13 protein-coding genes are annotated in these 16,826 nt (G+C 61.0%); 7 read left to right on the top strand and 6 right to left on the bottom strand.

What is annotated here, in order from left to right:
• Positions 1-68: 68 nt before the first annotated feature.
• Entirely contained in the window at positions 69-698 is a 630-nt protein-coding gene (locus FHX15_RS11005; RefSeq protein ID WP_184396755.1) for a glutathione S-transferase family protein, read from the top strand.
• Positions 699-707: 9 nt separating this feature from the next.
• On the opposite strand, the gene FHX15_RS11000 is transcribed toward FHX15_RS11005, so the two are convergent.
• The 4 genes from FHX15_RS11000 to recA all read right to left on the bottom strand — a co-directional run bounded on the left by FHX15_RS11000 (position 708) and on the right by recA (position 6,444).
• A complete protein-coding gene (locus FHX15_RS11000) occupies positions 708-1,559 on the bottom strand; it encodes a GyrI-like domain-containing protein (RefSeq protein WP_184396752.1) in 852 nt (283 codons plus the stop codon).
• A 394-nt stretch (positions 1,560-1,953) separates the two neighbouring features.
• Positions 1,954-2,397, bottom strand: a complete 444-nt coding sequence (locus tag FHX15_RS10995) for a hypothetical protein (RefSeq protein ID WP_184396748.1) — start codon at positions 2,395-2,397, stop codon at positions 1,954-1,956.
• A gap of 152 nt (positions 2,398-2,549) precedes the next feature.
• Entirely contained in the window at positions 2,550-5,204 is a 2,655-nt protein-coding gene (gene alaS / locus FHX15_RS10990; protein ID WP_184396743.1) for an alanine--tRNA ligase, read from the bottom strand.
• A gap of 151 nt (positions 5,205-5,355) precedes the next feature.
• Positions 5,356-6,444: a recombinase RecA gene (recA, locus tag FHX15_RS10985; RefSeq protein WP_184396740.1), complete on the bottom strand. Its 1,089-nt coding sequence runs from the start codon at positions 6,442-6,444 to the stop codon at positions 5,356-5,358.
• Positions 6,445-6,673: 229 nt separating this feature from the next.
• On the opposite strand from recA, the gene FHX15_RS10980 reads away from it, so the two are divergent.
• On the top strand, positions 6,674-7,618 hold the full coding sequence (locus FHX15_RS10980; RefSeq protein ID WP_184396739.1) for a carbohydrate kinase family protein: 945 nt from the start codon (positions 6,674-6,676) through the stop codon (positions 7,616-7,618).
• Between the two features lie 30 nt (positions 7,619-7,648).
• A complete protein-coding gene (locus FHX15_RS10975) occupies positions 7,649-8,575 on the top strand; it encodes a pseudouridine-5'-phosphate glycosidase (RefSeq protein WP_184396735.1) in 927 nt (308 codons plus the stop codon).
• Positions 8,576-8,681: 106 nt separating this feature from the next.
• Here the strand turns inward: FHX15_RS10975 and cckA are convergent, their stop codons facing one another.
• The gene (cckA, locus tag FHX15_RS10970; protein WP_184396732.1) at positions 8,682-11,285 is read right to left on the bottom strand and encodes a cell cycle histidine kinase CckA; all 2,604 of its coding nucleotides are present in this window, start codon (positions 11,283-11,285) and stop codon (positions 8,682-8,684) included.
• 334 nt (positions 11,286-11,619) lie between these two features.
• Here cckA and FHX15_RS10965 point away from each other — a divergent pair, with 334 nt between their 5' ends.
• Positions 11,620-12,774, top strand: coding sequence for a flagellar biosynthetic protein FliO (locus FHX15_RS10965; protein WP_184396729.1), 1,155 nt, complete (start codon positions 11,620-11,622; stop codon positions 12,772-12,774).
• 98 nt (positions 12,775-12,872) lie between these two features.
• On the opposite strand, the gene dksA is transcribed toward FHX15_RS10965, so the two are convergent.
• Positions 12,873-13,292 (bottom strand): RNA polymerase-binding protein DksA, encoded by a 420-nt coding sequence (dksA, locus tag FHX15_RS10960; protein WP_184396726.1) that lies wholly within the window; start codon positions 13,290-13,292, stop codon positions 12,873-12,875.
• A gap of 277 nt (positions 13,293-13,569) precedes the next feature.
• Here dksA and FHX15_RS10955 point away from each other — a divergent pair, with 277 nt between their 5' ends.
• The 3 genes from FHX15_RS10955 (at position 13,570) to FHX15_RS10945 (ending at position 16,714) form a co-directional block, all read left to right on the top strand.
• Positions 13,570-14,064: a SixA phosphatase family protein gene (locus tag FHX15_RS10955; protein WP_184396723.1), complete on the top strand. Its 495-nt coding sequence runs from the start codon at positions 13,570-13,572 to the stop codon at positions 14,062-14,064.
• A 98-nt stretch (positions 14,065-14,162) separates the two neighbouring features.
• Positions 14,163-15,638 (top strand): YcjX family protein, encoded by a 1,476-nt coding sequence (locus tag FHX15_RS10950; RefSeq protein WP_184396720.1) that lies wholly within the window; start codon positions 14,163-14,165, stop codon positions 15,636-15,638.
• Positions 15,635-16,714 carry a YcjF family protein gene (locus FHX15_RS10945; RefSeq protein ID WP_184396717.1) on the top strand — a complete coding sequence of 360 codons (1,080 nt, stop codon included), beginning with the start codon at positions 15,635-15,637 and terminating at the stop codon, positions 16,712-16,714. The genes FHX15_RS10950 and FHX15_RS10945 overlap by 4 nt, the downstream gene beginning before the upstream one ends.
• Positions 16,715-16,826 lie beyond the last annotated feature (112 nt).

Raw genomic sequence — 16,826 nt, 5'->3', positions numbered from 1 at the left:
GCCCGCCCCAAAGGTTGAAATCTCGCGCGCCAATGCTACGAAAAGAGCATGGGATAAAGGAGAGCAGGATGACCGAGGAAATCACCTTCTACACCAATCCGATGTCGCGCGGCCGGATAGCGCGATGGATGCTGGAAGAAACCGGCGTACCATATCATACCGAAATCCTGACCTTCGGCGGGACGATGAAGGAGCCGGACTATCTGTCCGTCAACCCGATGGGCAAGGTGCCGGCGATCCGTCACAGGAAGACGATCGTGACGGAATGCGCAGCGATCTGTGCGTATCTTGCGGACGCGTTTCCGCAAGCAGGCCTCGCGCCGCAGCCCGATGAACGCGCCGATTATTACCGCTGGATGTTCTTCGCCGCCGGGCCACTGGAAGCTGCCGTCACGCTGAAGGCGCTCGGTTTCGAAATCCCGCAGGAACGGCTGCGCATGGCCGGCTGCGGCTCCTTCGGCGATGTGATGGGCACATTGGAGAAGGCGGTTTCGGCCGCCTCCCCCTATATTGCCGGCAAGCGCTTCACGGCAGCCGACGTTTACGTTGGCTCGCATATCGGCTGGGGCCTCGCCTTCGGCAGTATCGAAAAACGACAGGCCTTCGTCGACTATTTCGGCCGACTTTCCGAACGCGATGCCTTTAAACGCGCAACCGCGCTGGATGAAGAGGCGGCGAAGGCCATGCAAGCCGCCTGAAGGTTTCGCTCAGGCAAGGGGCATATAGATATCCGTCCTGAGTTCGGTCGGCGCGACTTCGCGCGGATTGTTGAGATATTCCTCGAACATCACGCGATCCCGGATCTGCCGGCCGGAGGCAGGCAGCCACTGGGCATAGAGCCACTGATAGGCTTTATACATATCGGCATAAGGTCCCTTGTGATGCAGCACGGCATAATCGCCCCCTTCCAGCACGCGCCGTTCCAGCGGCGCATTGGCGGTCGTCTCCTCACCTGCCGCGATACAGGCGACGGAACGCAGGCTCTCGGGCTGCACGAGATCGGGATCGTCGAGATAGACTCCGATCATCCGCATCTCGGCCTTTGCCAGTCCACGGGCAAAGAGCGTGCCGAACAGCGTCTCGAAGGCCTTACCGATCTCCATATAGGAGCCGGTATGGGGAACGCCGACGAGTTCGAGCGGCGGGATGGTTTTCAGGGTGACATCAAACATGGCTTGAGCCTTTTCGGAGATTGAGGGTTCGAAGACTGTGTGGCTTCCCTCTTTCCGGTAGCGTGCCGGCGGCATTCCATAGGCCGTTTTGAAGATGCGGTTGAAGGAATGGAGATTGGGATAGCCTGATCGCTTCGCAATCTCGCTGACCGCAAGATCCGTGCGGACGATATCGCCCGCCGCGCGATGCAGCCGTAGCCGCTTGACGGTTGCCGCGAGCGTCTCGCCGTAAATCGCCCGATAGATCCGGTGCCAGTGATAGCTCGACAGGCAGGCGATTTCAGCCAGCCGCTCCATATCCAGATCCTCATCGAGATGATCGTAGATATAGGCCGAGACTCGTCTCAGACGGTTCTCGTAAAGCGCCCATGCCGTTTCACCCACCATGTCAAACCCTTTGCAAATCGATCGGCTGCAGCAAAGCATAGCCCGATTTGACAAATCCTGCGGACTTCTCATGACACGCAGGAGGTCTGTGCCTCGTCGCGCTCCGAACGAGTCCACGCATAACAAAAGCGACGCTCGCCCAAAAAGAAAAGGCGGGAATACATCCCAGCCCCTAACCTAAATGTGGAATCATTACGACCACATTCAGCAATACCCTCTCTACCGTCGGTTATCGGGGTATTGCTCGTGCCGGAGATTTCTTCAGAAAAAGCCGCATTGTCCAAACTTCGGCTCGCCGCTGATGTGGAAGATCAGTGGTAGGTCGACAGGGAACCAACAGACACCGTATTACGTGACAAGCGCTTCCACGGGATAGAGATGTAGCTGCCGACGACTACAGCCCACTGCCAACCCACAATCGGGACGGGGGTCTCTCGATAAGTGCCGGGTTGCCCACTCGCACTGAGCGGGTTCTTCGAAGCAGTCCCTTCTTCGCCGTAGTATATCGCTGACAGAATAGCACGCCCAATTCGGCTTGAGCCTCGCCAGCTTCCACGCAAATAGCATCCCATTTGCGTCCCTCAAGTGTGATGAAGCCGTCCCAAGCTATTGCGTACATCGCAACCGCTCCAGTCGACGCGACACTATTCTTGGCAGCTTGAACACCATCTTCGAGCTTGCCCATGGCAAAGCGAGTGAGCTTTCTTTGACCCGCCGTGTCCACAAGGACTGTGAAAGGAATAAGCGGCCCCCCACCATCTTCAACACTCGCGAAGCCGTGGTCGATGGCAAAAAAGAAAAAATCAGCAAAGGCTTGGGATGGACTGAAATTGCTCATGCTTTGCGTTCCGGGCTTTCTGTCTAACGATAGGATTTTAAGTCTTTTTCGCTGACGGACAGCAACGCGAAACCGTAAAACTTTACCGATTCCACATTTAGGTGAGTGGCTGGGGAACACATCCCGCCTTTGCAATCAGTCCATGTGCGAGTTCAGCTTGCGAGTGCCGCCGCAACGGCCTCAAGCGCCTCGTCAGCTTTGGCGCCATCGGGGCCGCCGGCCTGGGCCATGTCGGGACGACCACCGCCGCCCTTGCCGCCAAGGGCTGCAGAGGCAACGCGCACCAGATCGACGGCGCTGAAACGGCTGACGAGATCGGGCGTCACGGCCACGACCGCGCTTGCCTTGCCATCTTCGGATACGCCGATCAGCGTCACGACGCCGGAGCCGATGCTGGCCTTGCCGTCATCGGCAAGCCCCTTGAGGTCCTTCGGGTCGACGCCGGCCACGGCCTTGCCAAGGAACTTGATGCCGGCTACGTCGCGCACGGCATCGGCAGAGCCGCCCTGCCCGCCGCCCATGGCGAGCTTGCGCTTGGCATCAGCCAGTTCCTTTTCGAGCTTGCGGCGTTCATCCATCAACGCCTCGACACGGCCAAGAACTTCCGACGGCTGCACCTTCAGCGAAGCAGCGAGCGTCTTCACCCGATCGTCCTGTTCGGCGAGATATTCGCGCGCGGATTCACCGGTGACCGCTTCGATACGGCGAACGCCCGCACCGACAGCGCTTTCGCCCAGGATGCGCACTAGGCCGATCTGGCCGGTAGCCGAAACATGCGTGCCGCCACAGAGCTCGACCGAATAAGGCTTGTCCTTCTTCGCGCCATGAAGGCCCGTGCCCATCGAAACGACACGGACTTCATCGCCGTACTTTTCACCGAAGAGCGCCATTGCGCCTTCCCCGATGGCATCATCGACGCTCATCAGGCGGGTGGTGACCGGCGCATTCTGCAGCACGATCTCATTGGCCATCTCTTCGACGACTTTGAGCTCTTCTGCAGTCATCGGCTTCGGATGCGAAACGTCGAAGCGCAGGCGCTCGGGCGCGACCAGCGAACCCTTCTGCGCAACGTGAGTACCGAGCACTTCGCGCAGCGCCTCATGCAGCAGATGGGTGGCCGAGTGGTTGGCGCGCAGGCGCGAGCGGCGGGCATGATCCACCGTCAACGCGACAGCTTCGCCGGCCTTGATCACGCCTTCGATCACAGCGCCCAGATGCACGAACAGGCCCTCGCCCTTCTTCTGCGTATCCGAGATCTCGATCTTGCCGTGGTCGGAAGAGATCACGCCGGTATCGCCCATCTGGCCGCCGGACTCGCCATAGAACGGCGTCTGGTTGACGACGATCTGGACCTTGTCGCCGGCCTTGGCTTCGGTTGCGACGGCGCCTTCCTTGACGATCGCCTGCACCACGCCTTCGGCAGTCTCGGTGTCGTAGCCGAGGAACTCAGTCGCGCCGTGCTTTTCCTTGAGCTCGAACCAGACGGTTTCGGTGGCCTTCTCGCCGGAGCCGGCCCAGTGCGAGCGGGCCTCGGCCTTCTGGCGTTCCATCGCATCGGTGAAGCCGGAGATGTCGACGCCGATTTCGCGGGCGCGCAGCGCGTCCTGCGTCAGGTCGAGCGGGAAACCATAGGTGTCGTAGAGCTTGAAGGCGGTCTCGCCGTCCAGCATGTCGCCCTTGGAAAGGTCGGCCGTTGCGTCAGACAGAAGCGACAGGCCGCGCTCCAGCGTCTTGCGGAAACGGTTTTCCTCAAGCTTCAGCGTCTCGGAGATCAGCGCTTCTGCGCGCACCAGTTCCGGATAGGCGCGGCCCATCTCCTGTACCAGCGTCGGCAACAACCTGTACATCAGCGGCTCTTTGGCGCCGAGAAGCTGGGCGTGGCGCATGGCGCGGCGCATGATACGGCGCAGCACGTAGCCGCGGCCCTCATTTGAGGGCAGCACGCCGTCGGCGATCAGGAAGGCGGACGAACGCAGATGGTCGGCAATGACGCGGTGGCTGGCACTGCCCTCGGCCTTGACGCCAACAGCATCTTCAATCGTGCCGGTCAGCGTGCGGAACAGGTCGGTGTCGAAGACGCTCTGGACGCCCTGCAGGATGCAGGCCATGCGTTCCAGGCCCATGCCGGTATCGATCGACGGACGCGGCAGCGGGTTGCGCACGCCGGGCTCGGTCTGTTCGAACTGCATGAAGACCAGATTCCAGAATTCCAGGAACCGGTCGCCATCCTCTTCCGGCGAACCGGGAGGGCCGCCCCAGACATTCTCGCCCTGGTCGATGAAGATTTCAGAGCACGGACCGCAGGGGCCGGTATCGCCCATCTGCCAGAAATTGTCCGAGGTAGGGATGCGGATGATCTTGTCGTCGGAGAAACCGGCGATCTTCTTCCAAAGCGTCGCCGCTTCCTCGTCTTCGGAATAGACCGTGACCAGCAGGCGGTTCTTGGGCAAGTCGAAACCTTCGGTGACGAGCTTCCAGGCAAGCTCGATCGCATTCTCCTTGAAATAGTCGCCGAACGAGAAGTTGCCGAGCATTTCGAAGAAGGTCAGGTGACGTGCGGTATAGCCGACATTGTCGAGGTCATTATGCTTGCCACCGGCGCGCACGCACTTCTGCGAGGTTGTCGCCGTCGAATAGGGGCGCTTTTCCAGGCCGGTGAAAACGTTCTTGAACTGCACCATGCCGGCATTGGTGAACATCAGTGTCGGGTCATTGCGCGGCACGAGCGGGCTCGATGGAACGATCTCGTGGCCGTTCTTCTTGAAGTAGTCGAGGAAGGTCGACCGGATATCGTTTACACCGCTCATTTCATGCCCTTCGATGCTGCCAACAGGCAGGTAAAATTAAATCCATCGGCTTTTATCGTCCGACCTTGCCACTGTCCAGCAACAAACAAAACCGGCCGCATTCTCGTGAGGGAATGCGGCCGGTTCGAATTCGTTATGTGCTCAGGCTGGATTACATGTCGCCATCGCCAGCATCATCGCCAGCATCGGGGCCGCCATTCTGCAGGAAGCGGTCGGCGATCAGGCCGGCATTCTGGCGCAGCGCCGTTTCAATCTCGCGGGCGAGATCCGGATTGTCGCGCAGGAAAATCTTGGCATTTTCACGGCCCTGGCCGAGACGCTGGCTGTTATAGGAGAACCAGGCACCGGATTTCTCGACGATGCCGGCTTTGACGCCGAGGTCGATGAGTTCGCCGGTCTTGGAGACGCCCTCGCCATACATGATGTCGAATTCGACCTGCTTGAAGGGAGGCGCCATCTTGTTCTTGACGACCTTGACGCGCGTCTGGTTGCCGATCACTTCTTCGCGCTCCTTCACCTGGCCGATACGGCGGATATCGAGGCGGACGGAGGCGTAGAATTTCAGAGCGTTACCGCCCGTCGTTGTCTCGGGCGAACCGAACATGACGCCGATCTTCATGCGGATCTGGTTGATGAAGATCACCATCGTATTCGACTTGGAGATCGACGCCGTCAGCTTGCGCAGCGCCTGGCTCATCAGGCGGGCCTGCATGCCAGGCAGATTGTCTCCCATTTCGCCCTCGATTTCGGCGCGCGGCGTCAATGCTGCGACCGAGTCGACGACGAGAACGTCGATCGCGCCGGAGCGCACCAGCGTATCGGTGATTTCGAGCGCCTGTTCGCCGGTATCGGGCTGGGAGATCAGCAGGTTCTGCAGATCGACGCCAAGCTTGCGGGCATAGACCGGATCGAGCGCATGTTCGGCGTCGACGAAGGCGCAGATGCCGCCCTTCTTCTGAGACTCCGCAATGGTCTGCAGAGCGAGCGTCGTCTTACCGGAGCTTTCCGGACCGTAGATCTCGATGATACGACCCTTCGGCAGACCGCCGATGCCGAGGGCGATATCGAGGCTGAGCGAACCTGTGGAAACCGTTTCGATCTCGACGATGTTCTCGTTCGAGCCGAGTTTCATGATCGAGCCCTTGCCGAACGACCGCTCGATCTGTGAGAGTGCCGCTTCGAGCGCCTTGCTTTTGTCCACCGATTTGTCCTCTACGAGCCGCAATGAATTCTGAGACATTCGATCCACCTTTAGGTTATTGACGCTGCTCTAGCAATGTCGCCGCTGATGCGAAGTTTGTACCTGATTTGTTCTTATTTCGCAATGGGGTTGCAAATAATTGAAAGAAAAAGGTAAAAAGGCCTGTGTTCTATTTTTGTTTTATCGATGCAAAGCAACGGCTTAATGTTCTGCAGGCACTGAATCCTGCCGCTTCGCGCCGCATTCGATTCGCTTTCGAGGTGCAGAAATGAACGGCAAGATTCTTGTCCTCGGCGGCGCCCATATCGATCGCCGCGGCCGCATTTCCGGCGAGACGGCCCCTGGCGCCAGCAATCCTGGAACCTGGTTCGAGGAACCAGGTGGCGGCGGCTTCAACGCGGCCCGCAATCTCGCCCGCCTCGGCTTCGACGTGACGATGATTTCCCCGCGCGGCGGCGATCCGATCGGCGAGATGGTGAGCGAGGCGGCCGATTTTGCAGGGATCAACGACCGTCCTTTCGTCTTCCTCGACCGCAAGACGCCAAGCTATACCGCGATCATTGAGAAGGATGGCAATCTGGTAATCGCACTGGCCGACATGGAGCTCTACCGCTTCTTCGTGCCGCGCCGCCTGTCGATCCGCTGGGTGCGCGAGGCCTTCGCCGCCACCGATTTCATCCTCTTCGATGCCAACCTGCCGGAGGAAACGGCAGCCGCGATCGTCGCAAGAGCCAAGGCGCTCGGCAAGCGGGTCGCGGCAATTGCCATTTCACCGGCCAAGGTCGTGCGCCTCCTGCCCTGCCTCGGAGGCATCGACTATCTCTTCATGAATGAGGCCGAGGCTGCAGCCCTTGTCGGCCACCGGCCGGAGGATGCGTCCGCGTGGCCTTCCCTACTCGGTGACGTTGGCGTTGGCGGAGCGGTCGTCACCCGCGGCCAGCGCGAGCTTGTCGCCTTCAAGGACGGTCGCGCACTTCTCCTGCAGCCGCCGATCTCCGACGATGTGGCCGATGTCACTGGTGCGGGAGATTCGCTTGCGGCGGGCACACTGTCTGCTTTGATGCAGGGCCATCCGCTCGAAGAAGCGGTCCGCCATGGTGCTGCGGCAGCAGCCCTCACCGTCCAGTCGCGGCATGCGGTGAACGAAAATCTCGCACCGAACCTTCTTCGTGACACGCTTTCGCTTGTCCCGGCGGCGAGAATTCTGCAATGAAGCGGCAACATCGATAAACGGATACGGATCATGACCAAACCCATCTCGCCCCTTCTGCCGATCTCCTATTCCAAGGAAGTGGCCGCCGCCAAGCAGCGCGGCGCACCGATCGTGGCGCTCGAATCGACCATCATCACCCACGGCATGCCCTACCCCGGCAATATCGAGATGGCGCGCAGCGTCGAAGCGATCATCCGCGACCAGGGTGCCGTTCCCGCCACCATCGCGGTCATCCACGGCACGCTGCATATCGGCCTGGAGGCTTCCGAACTGGAACAGCTCGCCAGGGCCAAGGACGTGATGAAGGTCTCGCGCGCCGATATCGCCTTTGCGATCGCTGAGCGCCGCACCGGTGCGACGACCGTTGCCGCCACGATGATTGCAGCGGAGCTGGCCGGCATCAAGGTCTTCGCGACCGGCGGCATCGGCGGCGTACATCGCGGCGCCGAAGAAACATTCGATATCTCCGCTGACCTCGAAGAGCTCGCCCGCACCGGCGTCATCGTCGTCTGCGCCGGCGCTAAGGCCATCCTCGATATTCCGAAGACGCTGGAAGTGCTGGAAACCCGCGGCGTGCCCGTTGTCACGTATGAGAGCGACGAATTCCCGGCCTTCTGGTCGCGCTCATCCGGCATCCGCAGCCCCCTGACGCTCAACAGCCCTGCCGCGATCGCCAATTTCCAGACGACCCGCGAACAGCTTGGCATTGAGGGCGGCATGCTGATCGCCAATCCGGTTCCGGAGGCTGATGAAATCGCTCGCGAGGAGATGGAAATCTATATCGAGCGCGCGCTCGACAGCGCCGAGCGTGACGAAATCACCGGCAAGGCGGTAACGCCTTACCTGCTGAGCACGATCTTCGATCTGACGGATGGCCAAAGCCTGAAGACGAATATCGCGCTGGTGGAGAACAACGCGCGACTGGCGGCGGAGATTGCCGTGGCGCTTGGCGAGTAAATGATGATGGGCGGACTGGTCCCGCCCTTTAAACGGCTGTCTCGCGGACTACTATCTTGCGATAGGTTGTCCCGCGCGGCACCCCCTCACCGACTACCTAAAGCACTCAGCTATCCAGCGTCTCTTTCACCACCACGGCCAGCTGCTTCAGCGAGAACGGCTTCGGCAGGAAGCCGAACTTGGCTTCCGGCGGCAGGTTGCGGGCAAATGCATCCTCGGCGTAACCCGACACGAAGATGAACTTCAGGTCGGGATATTTCTTGCGCAATTCGCGCAGCAGCGACGGTCCGTCCATCTCGGGCATGACGACGTCGGAGACGACGATGTCCACCTTGCCTTCCAGCTCCTCCATGATCTCGAGAGCTTCGACGCCTGACCCCGCCTCATGGACCGTATAGCCGCGCGTTTCCAGCATGCGCTTGCCGCCGCGCCGTACGGCCTCTTCGTCCTCCACAAGCAGGATGACGGCCGAGCCGGTCAGGTCTTCCGGCTGCTGCGGCTGGACCAGTTCCACGACGTTTGCACCGCCCGCCGCAACGGCTTGATCGGCGGCTTCGGCTTCAGCGGCAACTGCCGGCTCGACGATATGGCGCGGCAGGAAGATGCGGAATGTCGTGCCCTTGCCGACTTCTGATTCCGGCTGGATATAGCCGCCCGACTGCTTGACGATGCCATAGACCATGGCGAGGCCGAGGCCTGTGCCCTTGCCCACTTCCTTCGTCGTGAAGAAAGGCTCGAAGATCTTGTCCATGATTTCTGGCGCAATGCCCGTGCCGGTATCGGTCACCTCCACCAGCACCATGTCCTCATGCGGCATATAGGAATAATTGAAGGCGGCGACTTCTGCGGCCGGAAGGTTGCGGGTGCGCAGCGTCAGCGTGCCGCCCTGCGGCATGGCATCGCGCGCATTGACACAGAGATTGATCAGCACCTGCTCGAACTGAGAAAGGTCGGTTTTGACCGGCCAGAGATCGCGGCCATATTCGACGTCGAGCTTGACATTGGTGCCTGAAAGCAGCCGGTCGACCAGCATGCGCAGGTCGCCGACGACATCGGTGAGGTTCAAGACCGTCGGCCGCATCGTCTGCTTGCGCGAAAAGGCAAGCAGCTGGCGCACCAGCACCGCCGCGCGGTTGGCGTTGCGCTTGATCTCCATCAGGTCCGCAAAGCTCGCATCCGCGGGCCGCGCCTGCAGGAGCAGGTGATCGGAGGAAAGCAGGATTGCCGTCAGCACGTTGTTGAAATCATGAGCGATGCCGCCGGCCAACGTGCCGACTGCATTCATCTTCTGCGTCTGCGCCATCTGCGCTTCCAGCGCCTTCTGCTCGGTCACTTCGACGGCATAGACAATGGCCGCCTCCTCCGGCGCCTCGTCGCTCTGGTCGATCACGGCATTCACGTAGAAGCGGAAGAAGCGCGCGTCGTCGGTCGGCGTGCGGGAATCGATCGGCGCGATATCGCCTTGCCGGTCCTTGGCGGCGGCAAGCGCTGCGGCAATCTGCGGCCGGTCGCTCTCCTGCACGATCGTTTCCAAGAGCGCGTCGCGCTCCAGGTCGTCACGCGAGACGATATTGGAAAAGAGTTTCAGGAAAGGCGCATTGGTGCGCAGGATCTTTCCCTTGCCGTCCACGGAAGCGATCGCCATCGGCGTATTGTTGAAGAAGCGGGTGAAGCGCATGGCAGCTGCCGAGGCGGACTGCTCGTTCTCCTGACCTGCTTCGCGAGTCAGCACAATCGTGCGGCTTTCGCCGGGCGCGCCGTCGCGCATGGAGGTGACGCGATGGATGATTTGCACAGGCAGGCTCTGGCCGTTCGATTTGCGCAGGTCGAGATCCAGCGTCACGGTCTTCTTCAAACCGGGCTCGGCCTGCACCGACTGGATCAGCGCCAGCCCCTCGCCCGCGACGAGATCGCCGATATTCATCGAGCCCGGTATGAATTTGGTGAGGTCGAGACCCAGCCATTCGGCAAGCGTGGCGTTTAGATAGAAAATCTCGCCCTTGCGTCCGGCAGAGAAGAAGCCTGCCGGCGCGTGATCGAGGTAGTCGATCGCGTTCTGCAATTCCTTGAAGAAGCGCTCCTGATCTTCGCGCTCGGCAGTAATGTCGGTGATCTGCCAGATCTGCAGCGGCTTGCCGTCGCCCTCTTCCGGCTTCAGCAGCCGCGCCTTCAGGCGATACCAGTGGGCGCCGGCACTACTGCCCGGTCCGACGGCGCGCAGCAGGCGGAATTCCTCGCGCCCTTCCCGGCCCTCGCGCAGCCCGTTCACCAGCCTGTAAAGCGCCTCGTTCGATTCGCGGTGACGCGACAACAGCGTTTCCAGCGTCTGCACCTCGGTCGCTTTGCGGGCGCCTGTCAGCGCGCCGTAAGCCGCATTGGCATAAACGATGCGGCCCCTGTCATCTGTAATCAGCGAGCCGTCGGGATGGCTGTTGAGGAAGGCGCGCGCCAGGCTGTCGGACTGACGCTGCGGCATGACCTCGATGAAGCCGATCACCGAAGAAACAAGGAAAAAGATGCCGACCATGGCGAGCACGCCGAGACCGCCGAGCACCAGCTCGTTGCCGAGCGAATCCTTGAAGAAGACGAAGGCTGCCGCCGCCGCAATCAGCACGATTGCCAGCAGAATGATGCGTATCGCCGTGCCCGAACGCCCCCCACGATCCACAAGCGGCGCGTTATAGTCGTCGACCTGACGCGATTTCGTCATCTATTCCTCACATACGCCCGACCTGCCGCGCTTGTAACACCGTCGCGAAGCGGGAATCAGGCATTCTTTTTCTTCTTATCAACTTGCTGCGCCCTCAAAAACAGCAGGCTTCCGTCAGACTGCTTGAATTCACAGGCAAACGCGCCACTTTGGCGCTAAAGCCTCACCTTGTCTGACTGCAGCACTTGGGCCAGGGGGGCTTCTAACCCCGTTCCGTCAAATAGGTTGCACAACACGAAATCGCCTTCGCCGGTGACTGGACAGACCGGCCGGCTCTTGCCTAAGGAGCGGAAAAGTCGTCTGTTATACCATATGCGAAATGGAGTGAGTGCCTATGTTCGATGATGTTGTAGGGGCTTACGGTAGCCGCTTCTTGCTTGCCGCCGGTGGTGTCGGCATTGCGCTCATCCTGCTCATTCTTGTCTTGTGGTTTCTGCGCAGCCGTGCGCCCTCGCCCTTCGTCCGCGGCGGCCGTAACCGGCAGCCGCGCCTGCAGGTGCTCGATGCTGCTGCAGTCGATGCACGCCGACGCCTGGTGCTCGTGCGGCGCGATAATGTCGAACATCTCGTGATGATTGGCGGTCCCACCGACATCGTCATCGAGAGCCGCATCCTGCCGGAAACTGAGGCAGAGACGGTCGCAGAGTTCCGCCCGCAGCCTGTCGAGGAGCGTCCGATCGTCCAGGAGCGCCCAATTGTCAACGAGCGTCCAGCCGCCGTCCCGCTCCGCGAACCGCCGGCGGCCCCACAGCCGCGGCCACAGCCCGTTGCACCGCCTATGGTCGCGACCACCGAGCGCGATTTCGAACCCTATAACCAGGCGCCTGCCCCTGTTATCGCGCCGCCGGCCGAGCCGGTCCGTCAGCGTCCTGAGCCGACGGTCGCTGCTCCCGCCGTCACGCCGCCCATGGCAGCCCAGCATACCTCCGCGCAGCAAACGTCGAGCCAACATGCGGCCCAGCAGGCGCCGACGCCGCAGGTCTTCACTGCGCCACTCACAGCCGAGCGCGACGACACGCAGCGTTTGGCTCAGGTTCAGCAGCGCCAGCCCGAACGTCCTGCTCCACTGACCGATGCGGCGAATGCCGCCGATATTCTCGATGCAGCCCGCCAGCGCGTGCTGCCGCAGCAGCGCATCGAGCCGGAGATTTCAGCGCCGCCGGCCCAGAGCATTCCGAATGTTTCGCGCGGGGCGCCGGTAGATACGAACGACGGCGACCTGGAATCGGCCGCTATCCGTAGGGATTTCCAGCGTATTCTCGATGAGGAAATATCGGCCAATCCTGCTGCCGAGCGCGTGGTTTCGGCACCGAACGCATCCTCGGTCCGCCCTGCGCCGCAGCCCGGTTCCTCGCAGCCTGGCCCTCCCCAGCCTGGCTCAATGCCGCGTCGCGACCCTGAAATGGCTCCGATATCAGGTGCGGACGCAGCACTTCAGAAGGAAGTCGCTCGTATATTCGGCGAAATGAGCGTTAACAGGGACAAGTAAAGCCCGGGATATCCGGCCATCCAACGCGGCAAGCACCAAAACAAAAAGGCACCGCGATTCGTCTCGCGGTGCCTTTTTCATGTCCGGTCTGAAAGCAATTATTCGTCCCGATAAACCTTTTCGCGACGCTCGTGGCGTTCCTGCGCCTCGATCGACAGCGTGGCGATCGGGCGGGCGTCGAGACGCTTGAGGCCGATCGGCTCGCCGGTTTCTTCGCAGTAGCCGTAGGTGCCATCTTCAATGCGCTGCAGCGCTGCATCGATCTTGGAGATCAGCTTTCTCTGACGGTCGCGCGCACGAAGTTCGATTGCCCGGTCGGTTTCGGAGGATGCACGGTCTGCAAGATCCGGGTGGTTTGCGCTCTCTTCAGCCAGATGGTCGAGTGTTTCGCGCGCTTCTCTAAGGATATCGTTTTTCCAGGCGATCAGCTTGGCTCTGAAATAAGCACGCTGGTTCGTGTTCATGAACTCCTCGTCTTCCGAGGGAACATAATTGCTAAGATCGATCTTCTCACTCAACGCGATTCTCCTGAAGAACATCTCATCTGGCGGGGTGTATATCCCAAGCGCTATTGGCGATTCAAGCCAAATAAGACAGGTAAACAGATTTTTAAATCTGTCATAAATTTAGGCTAAGAGTCTATTTTGTCATCGTTATTCCGAATGGCGATTCGCGCTTCACATTCGTCGTGCCCTGTCGCGGTCGCCCTTTTCCGCTCGTGAAACCCTTTCGACAGTTGACGTTGCCGGACCGCAACCGCTACTGAAAAGGCTCCGTTCGAAGCTGGATTTGCCCATGGCCGCCCTCCTGCCTCCACCCCATCGGATCTACCTCCTCCGTCATGCTCAAGCTGCCCAGGCAGAGCCTGGACAGCGTGATTTCGATCGTCCGCTGAGCGAGAAGGGTTTTGGCGATGCCGAGATCGTTGCCGACCGCGCTGCCGATAAGGGCTATCGCCCCGATATCCTGATCAGCTCGACCGCACTCCGCTGCCGCGACACCGCAGAGGCCGTGCATCGAGCCATGGGCGAAACCCTCGATATGCGCTTTGTCGATACGCTCTACAACGCCTCGGTCGATACCTATCTCGAAATTATCGATGCACAGGATGCGGCAAGCGTCATGCTCGTCGGCCATAACCCGACCATGGAGCAGGCCCTGCAGGCGTTGATCGGCCAAAAGGCGATGGCAGCCTCCTTGCCGTCAGGCTTCCCCACCGCCGGTCTTGCTGTCATCGACTACGTCGCGACGACTGCGGCCTGGCGTCTCGTCGATTTAATAATAGACTAGGAGAACTCCAAGCTCTTTTGCGCCGCGTCTTTTTCAAGCCGGCGCCCTTTCCTATATTGCGGGCCTATATTGCGATCAGTGCCATCAGGGATCCCGATTTGCCGCCACGCCTGACATCCTTAGCCGACGATGCGCTGATCGCGCTGGATAATCTTGCAGACCGTGCCAGCGGCCTCGTCAACCCGACCATCCGACTCGGTGTTACCGGCCTTTCCCGCTCCGGCAAGACCGTGTTCATTTCTTCGCTGGTCCATAATCTCCTGCATGGCGGTCGCCTGCCGCTCTTCGAGGCGGTACAATCCGGCCGCGTTTCGGCGGTGCGCCTCGAGCCGCAGCCCGATGATGCCGTGCCGCGCTTCCAATATGAGGATCACATCCATGCGCTGGTAAAGGAGCGCATCTGGCCGGATTCGACGCGCGCTATCTCCGAACTGCGCATCACAATGGACTATCAGAGCGCCAGTTCCTGGACACGCATGTTCTCGCCCGGCCGCCTGTCGATCGATATCGTCGATTATCCGGGCGAGTGGCTGCTCGACCTGCCGCTGCTCGGCAAGGATTTCCGCACCTTCAGCGAGGAGACGATTGCGCTTGCAGCGGCCGGCATCCGCGCCGAACTGTCGAGCGCCTGGCTGGCGCTGACCAGGGCAACCGACATCAATGCGTCCGCCGATGAAATGGTCGCTCGCGGCCTCGCAACAAGCTTTGCCGACTATCTGAAGGCCTGCAAGGCCGATGAGCGATCGCTTTCCACTCTGCCCCCCGGTCGTTTTCTGTTGCCCGGCGATCTCGATGGGTCGCCTGCGCTAACCTTCGCACCGCTTGCCCTGCCCGCTGAAGGCCGGCCCGAACGCGGCTCGCTCTGGGCGATGATGGAACGCCGATACGAGGCCTATAAGTCTGTCGTCGTCAAACCCTTCTTCCGCGAACATTTCGCTCGTCTCGACCGGCAGATTGTGCTGGTCGACGCATTGCAGGCGATGAACCGCGGCCCCGAAGCAGTGCAGGATCTGGAGCGCGCCCTCACTGACGTGCTCGCCTGCTTTCGCCCCGGCACCAATTCAATCCTCTCTTCATTGCTTGGCCGGCGCATCGACCGCGTGCTGGTCGCCGCCACCAAGGCTGACCATCTGCATCATGAAAGCCATGATCGGCTGGACCGGCTGACGCGCCGCCTCGTCGATCGCGCCATAGACCGCATCGGCATGGCCGGCGCCGGCATCGATGTCATGGCGCTCGCTTCCGTGCGCGCAACGCGCGAAGCCACCGTGCGCGGCGATGGCCAAGACCTGCCGGTCATCGTCGGCACGCCCATGGCCGGTGAAAAGATCGCTGGCGAGACTTTCGACGGCGAGCGAAAGACGGCGATCTTCCCCGGCGATTTGCCGGAAAATCCCGAAACCCTGTTTGAACGCATCGAAGCCGGCGACAGCTCTGTTGAGCTGCCCGACATCAATGTCGTACGCTTCCGACCGCCGCAGCTCGAACAAACCAGCGGCGGCGTAAAACTGTCCGTGCCTCATATCCGCCTCGACCGCGCCATGCAGTTCCTGTTCGGAGACCGTCTCGCATGAGCAAGCCGCCGATCGATCCGCCCAACGTGCCACGCCGGGCACCAGCCGCCTTCACCTATGAGGACGACGACGCGGCACCCGAAATCCCGCAGACGGAACGTCGCAAGCCGGCAAGTTTCTCCGGCGAAGTGGTGCTGACGCCAGACGAGGAAGATCCTTTCCTCAATCCGGAGCAGGATCTGAGCTCGCTGCCGGTTGCGACACCCCGCAAGCGCCATACGTCCTTTGCCAGCATAGCCGCCGGCGCCTTCGGCATTCTGCTGTCGCTCGCCCTCGGTCTCTGGACCGACCAATTGATCCGCGACCTCTTCAGCCGCGCCGACTGGCTGGGTTATGCCGCGCTTGCCGTGCTTGCGGTCGGCATCCTTGCCGTCATCGCCATCGTCATCAGGGAGACGGCAGGCATGATGCGGCTTGCCGCGGTGCAGACCATCAAGGCGGAGGCCGATGCCGCTATCCTCGAAACCCGTCCGGCCAGGGCTCGCGCCGTCGTTTCCCGGCTCACCGGCCTGCTCGGCAACAAGCCGGAAACCGCCAAGGGCCGCGCGACGCTGAAGGCAACCGAAGGTGACGTCATCGACCCTCCGCATCTGATTGCGCTTGCCGAGCGCGAGCTGCTTGGCCCGCTGGATCGCCGCGCCCGAGCGCTGATCGTCAATTCTTCCAAGCGTGTTTCGATCGTGACGGCCGTCAGCCCCCGCGCCATCGTCGATCTCCTCTATGTGCTCTTCGAGGCCGCGCGCCTGATCCGCGCCATGGCCGAACTTTATGGCGGCCGGCCGGGTACGCTCGGCATGCTGAGATTGATGCGCGATGTACTCGCCCATCTTGCCGTGACCGGCTCGATTGCCGTCGGCGACAGCCTTGTGCAGCAGGTGTTGGGCCACGGACTCGCCTCGAAGCTTTCAGCCCGACTCGGCGAAGGTGTCGTTAACGGGTTGATGACGGCCCGCATCGGCATTGCCGCCATGGATCTCTGCCGTCCGCTGACATTCCGCGCGCTCAAACGGCCGGGAATCGGCGATTTCATCGGTGACCTGACGCCTTCGATGACGGGGCGCAATGGCAACCCCTAAGCCAGACTCCTGATTTTGACATATTCATGCCTTGTTGCTTGCGGCATGGAAAATATCAGCGGATTCAACGTTCTAAAGACGCATCCTGAGAATATTTGCCTTACGAAAGCCC

It is taken from the genome of Rhizobium sp. BK650 (assembly GCF_014195325.1).
Classification (GTDB): Bacteria; Pseudomonadota; Alphaproteobacteria; order Rhizobiales; family Rhizobiaceae; genus Rhizobium.
The sequence above is the reverse complement of the archived record's forward strand: the minus strand, read 5'-3'. Positions and strand labels throughout refer to the sequence as shown.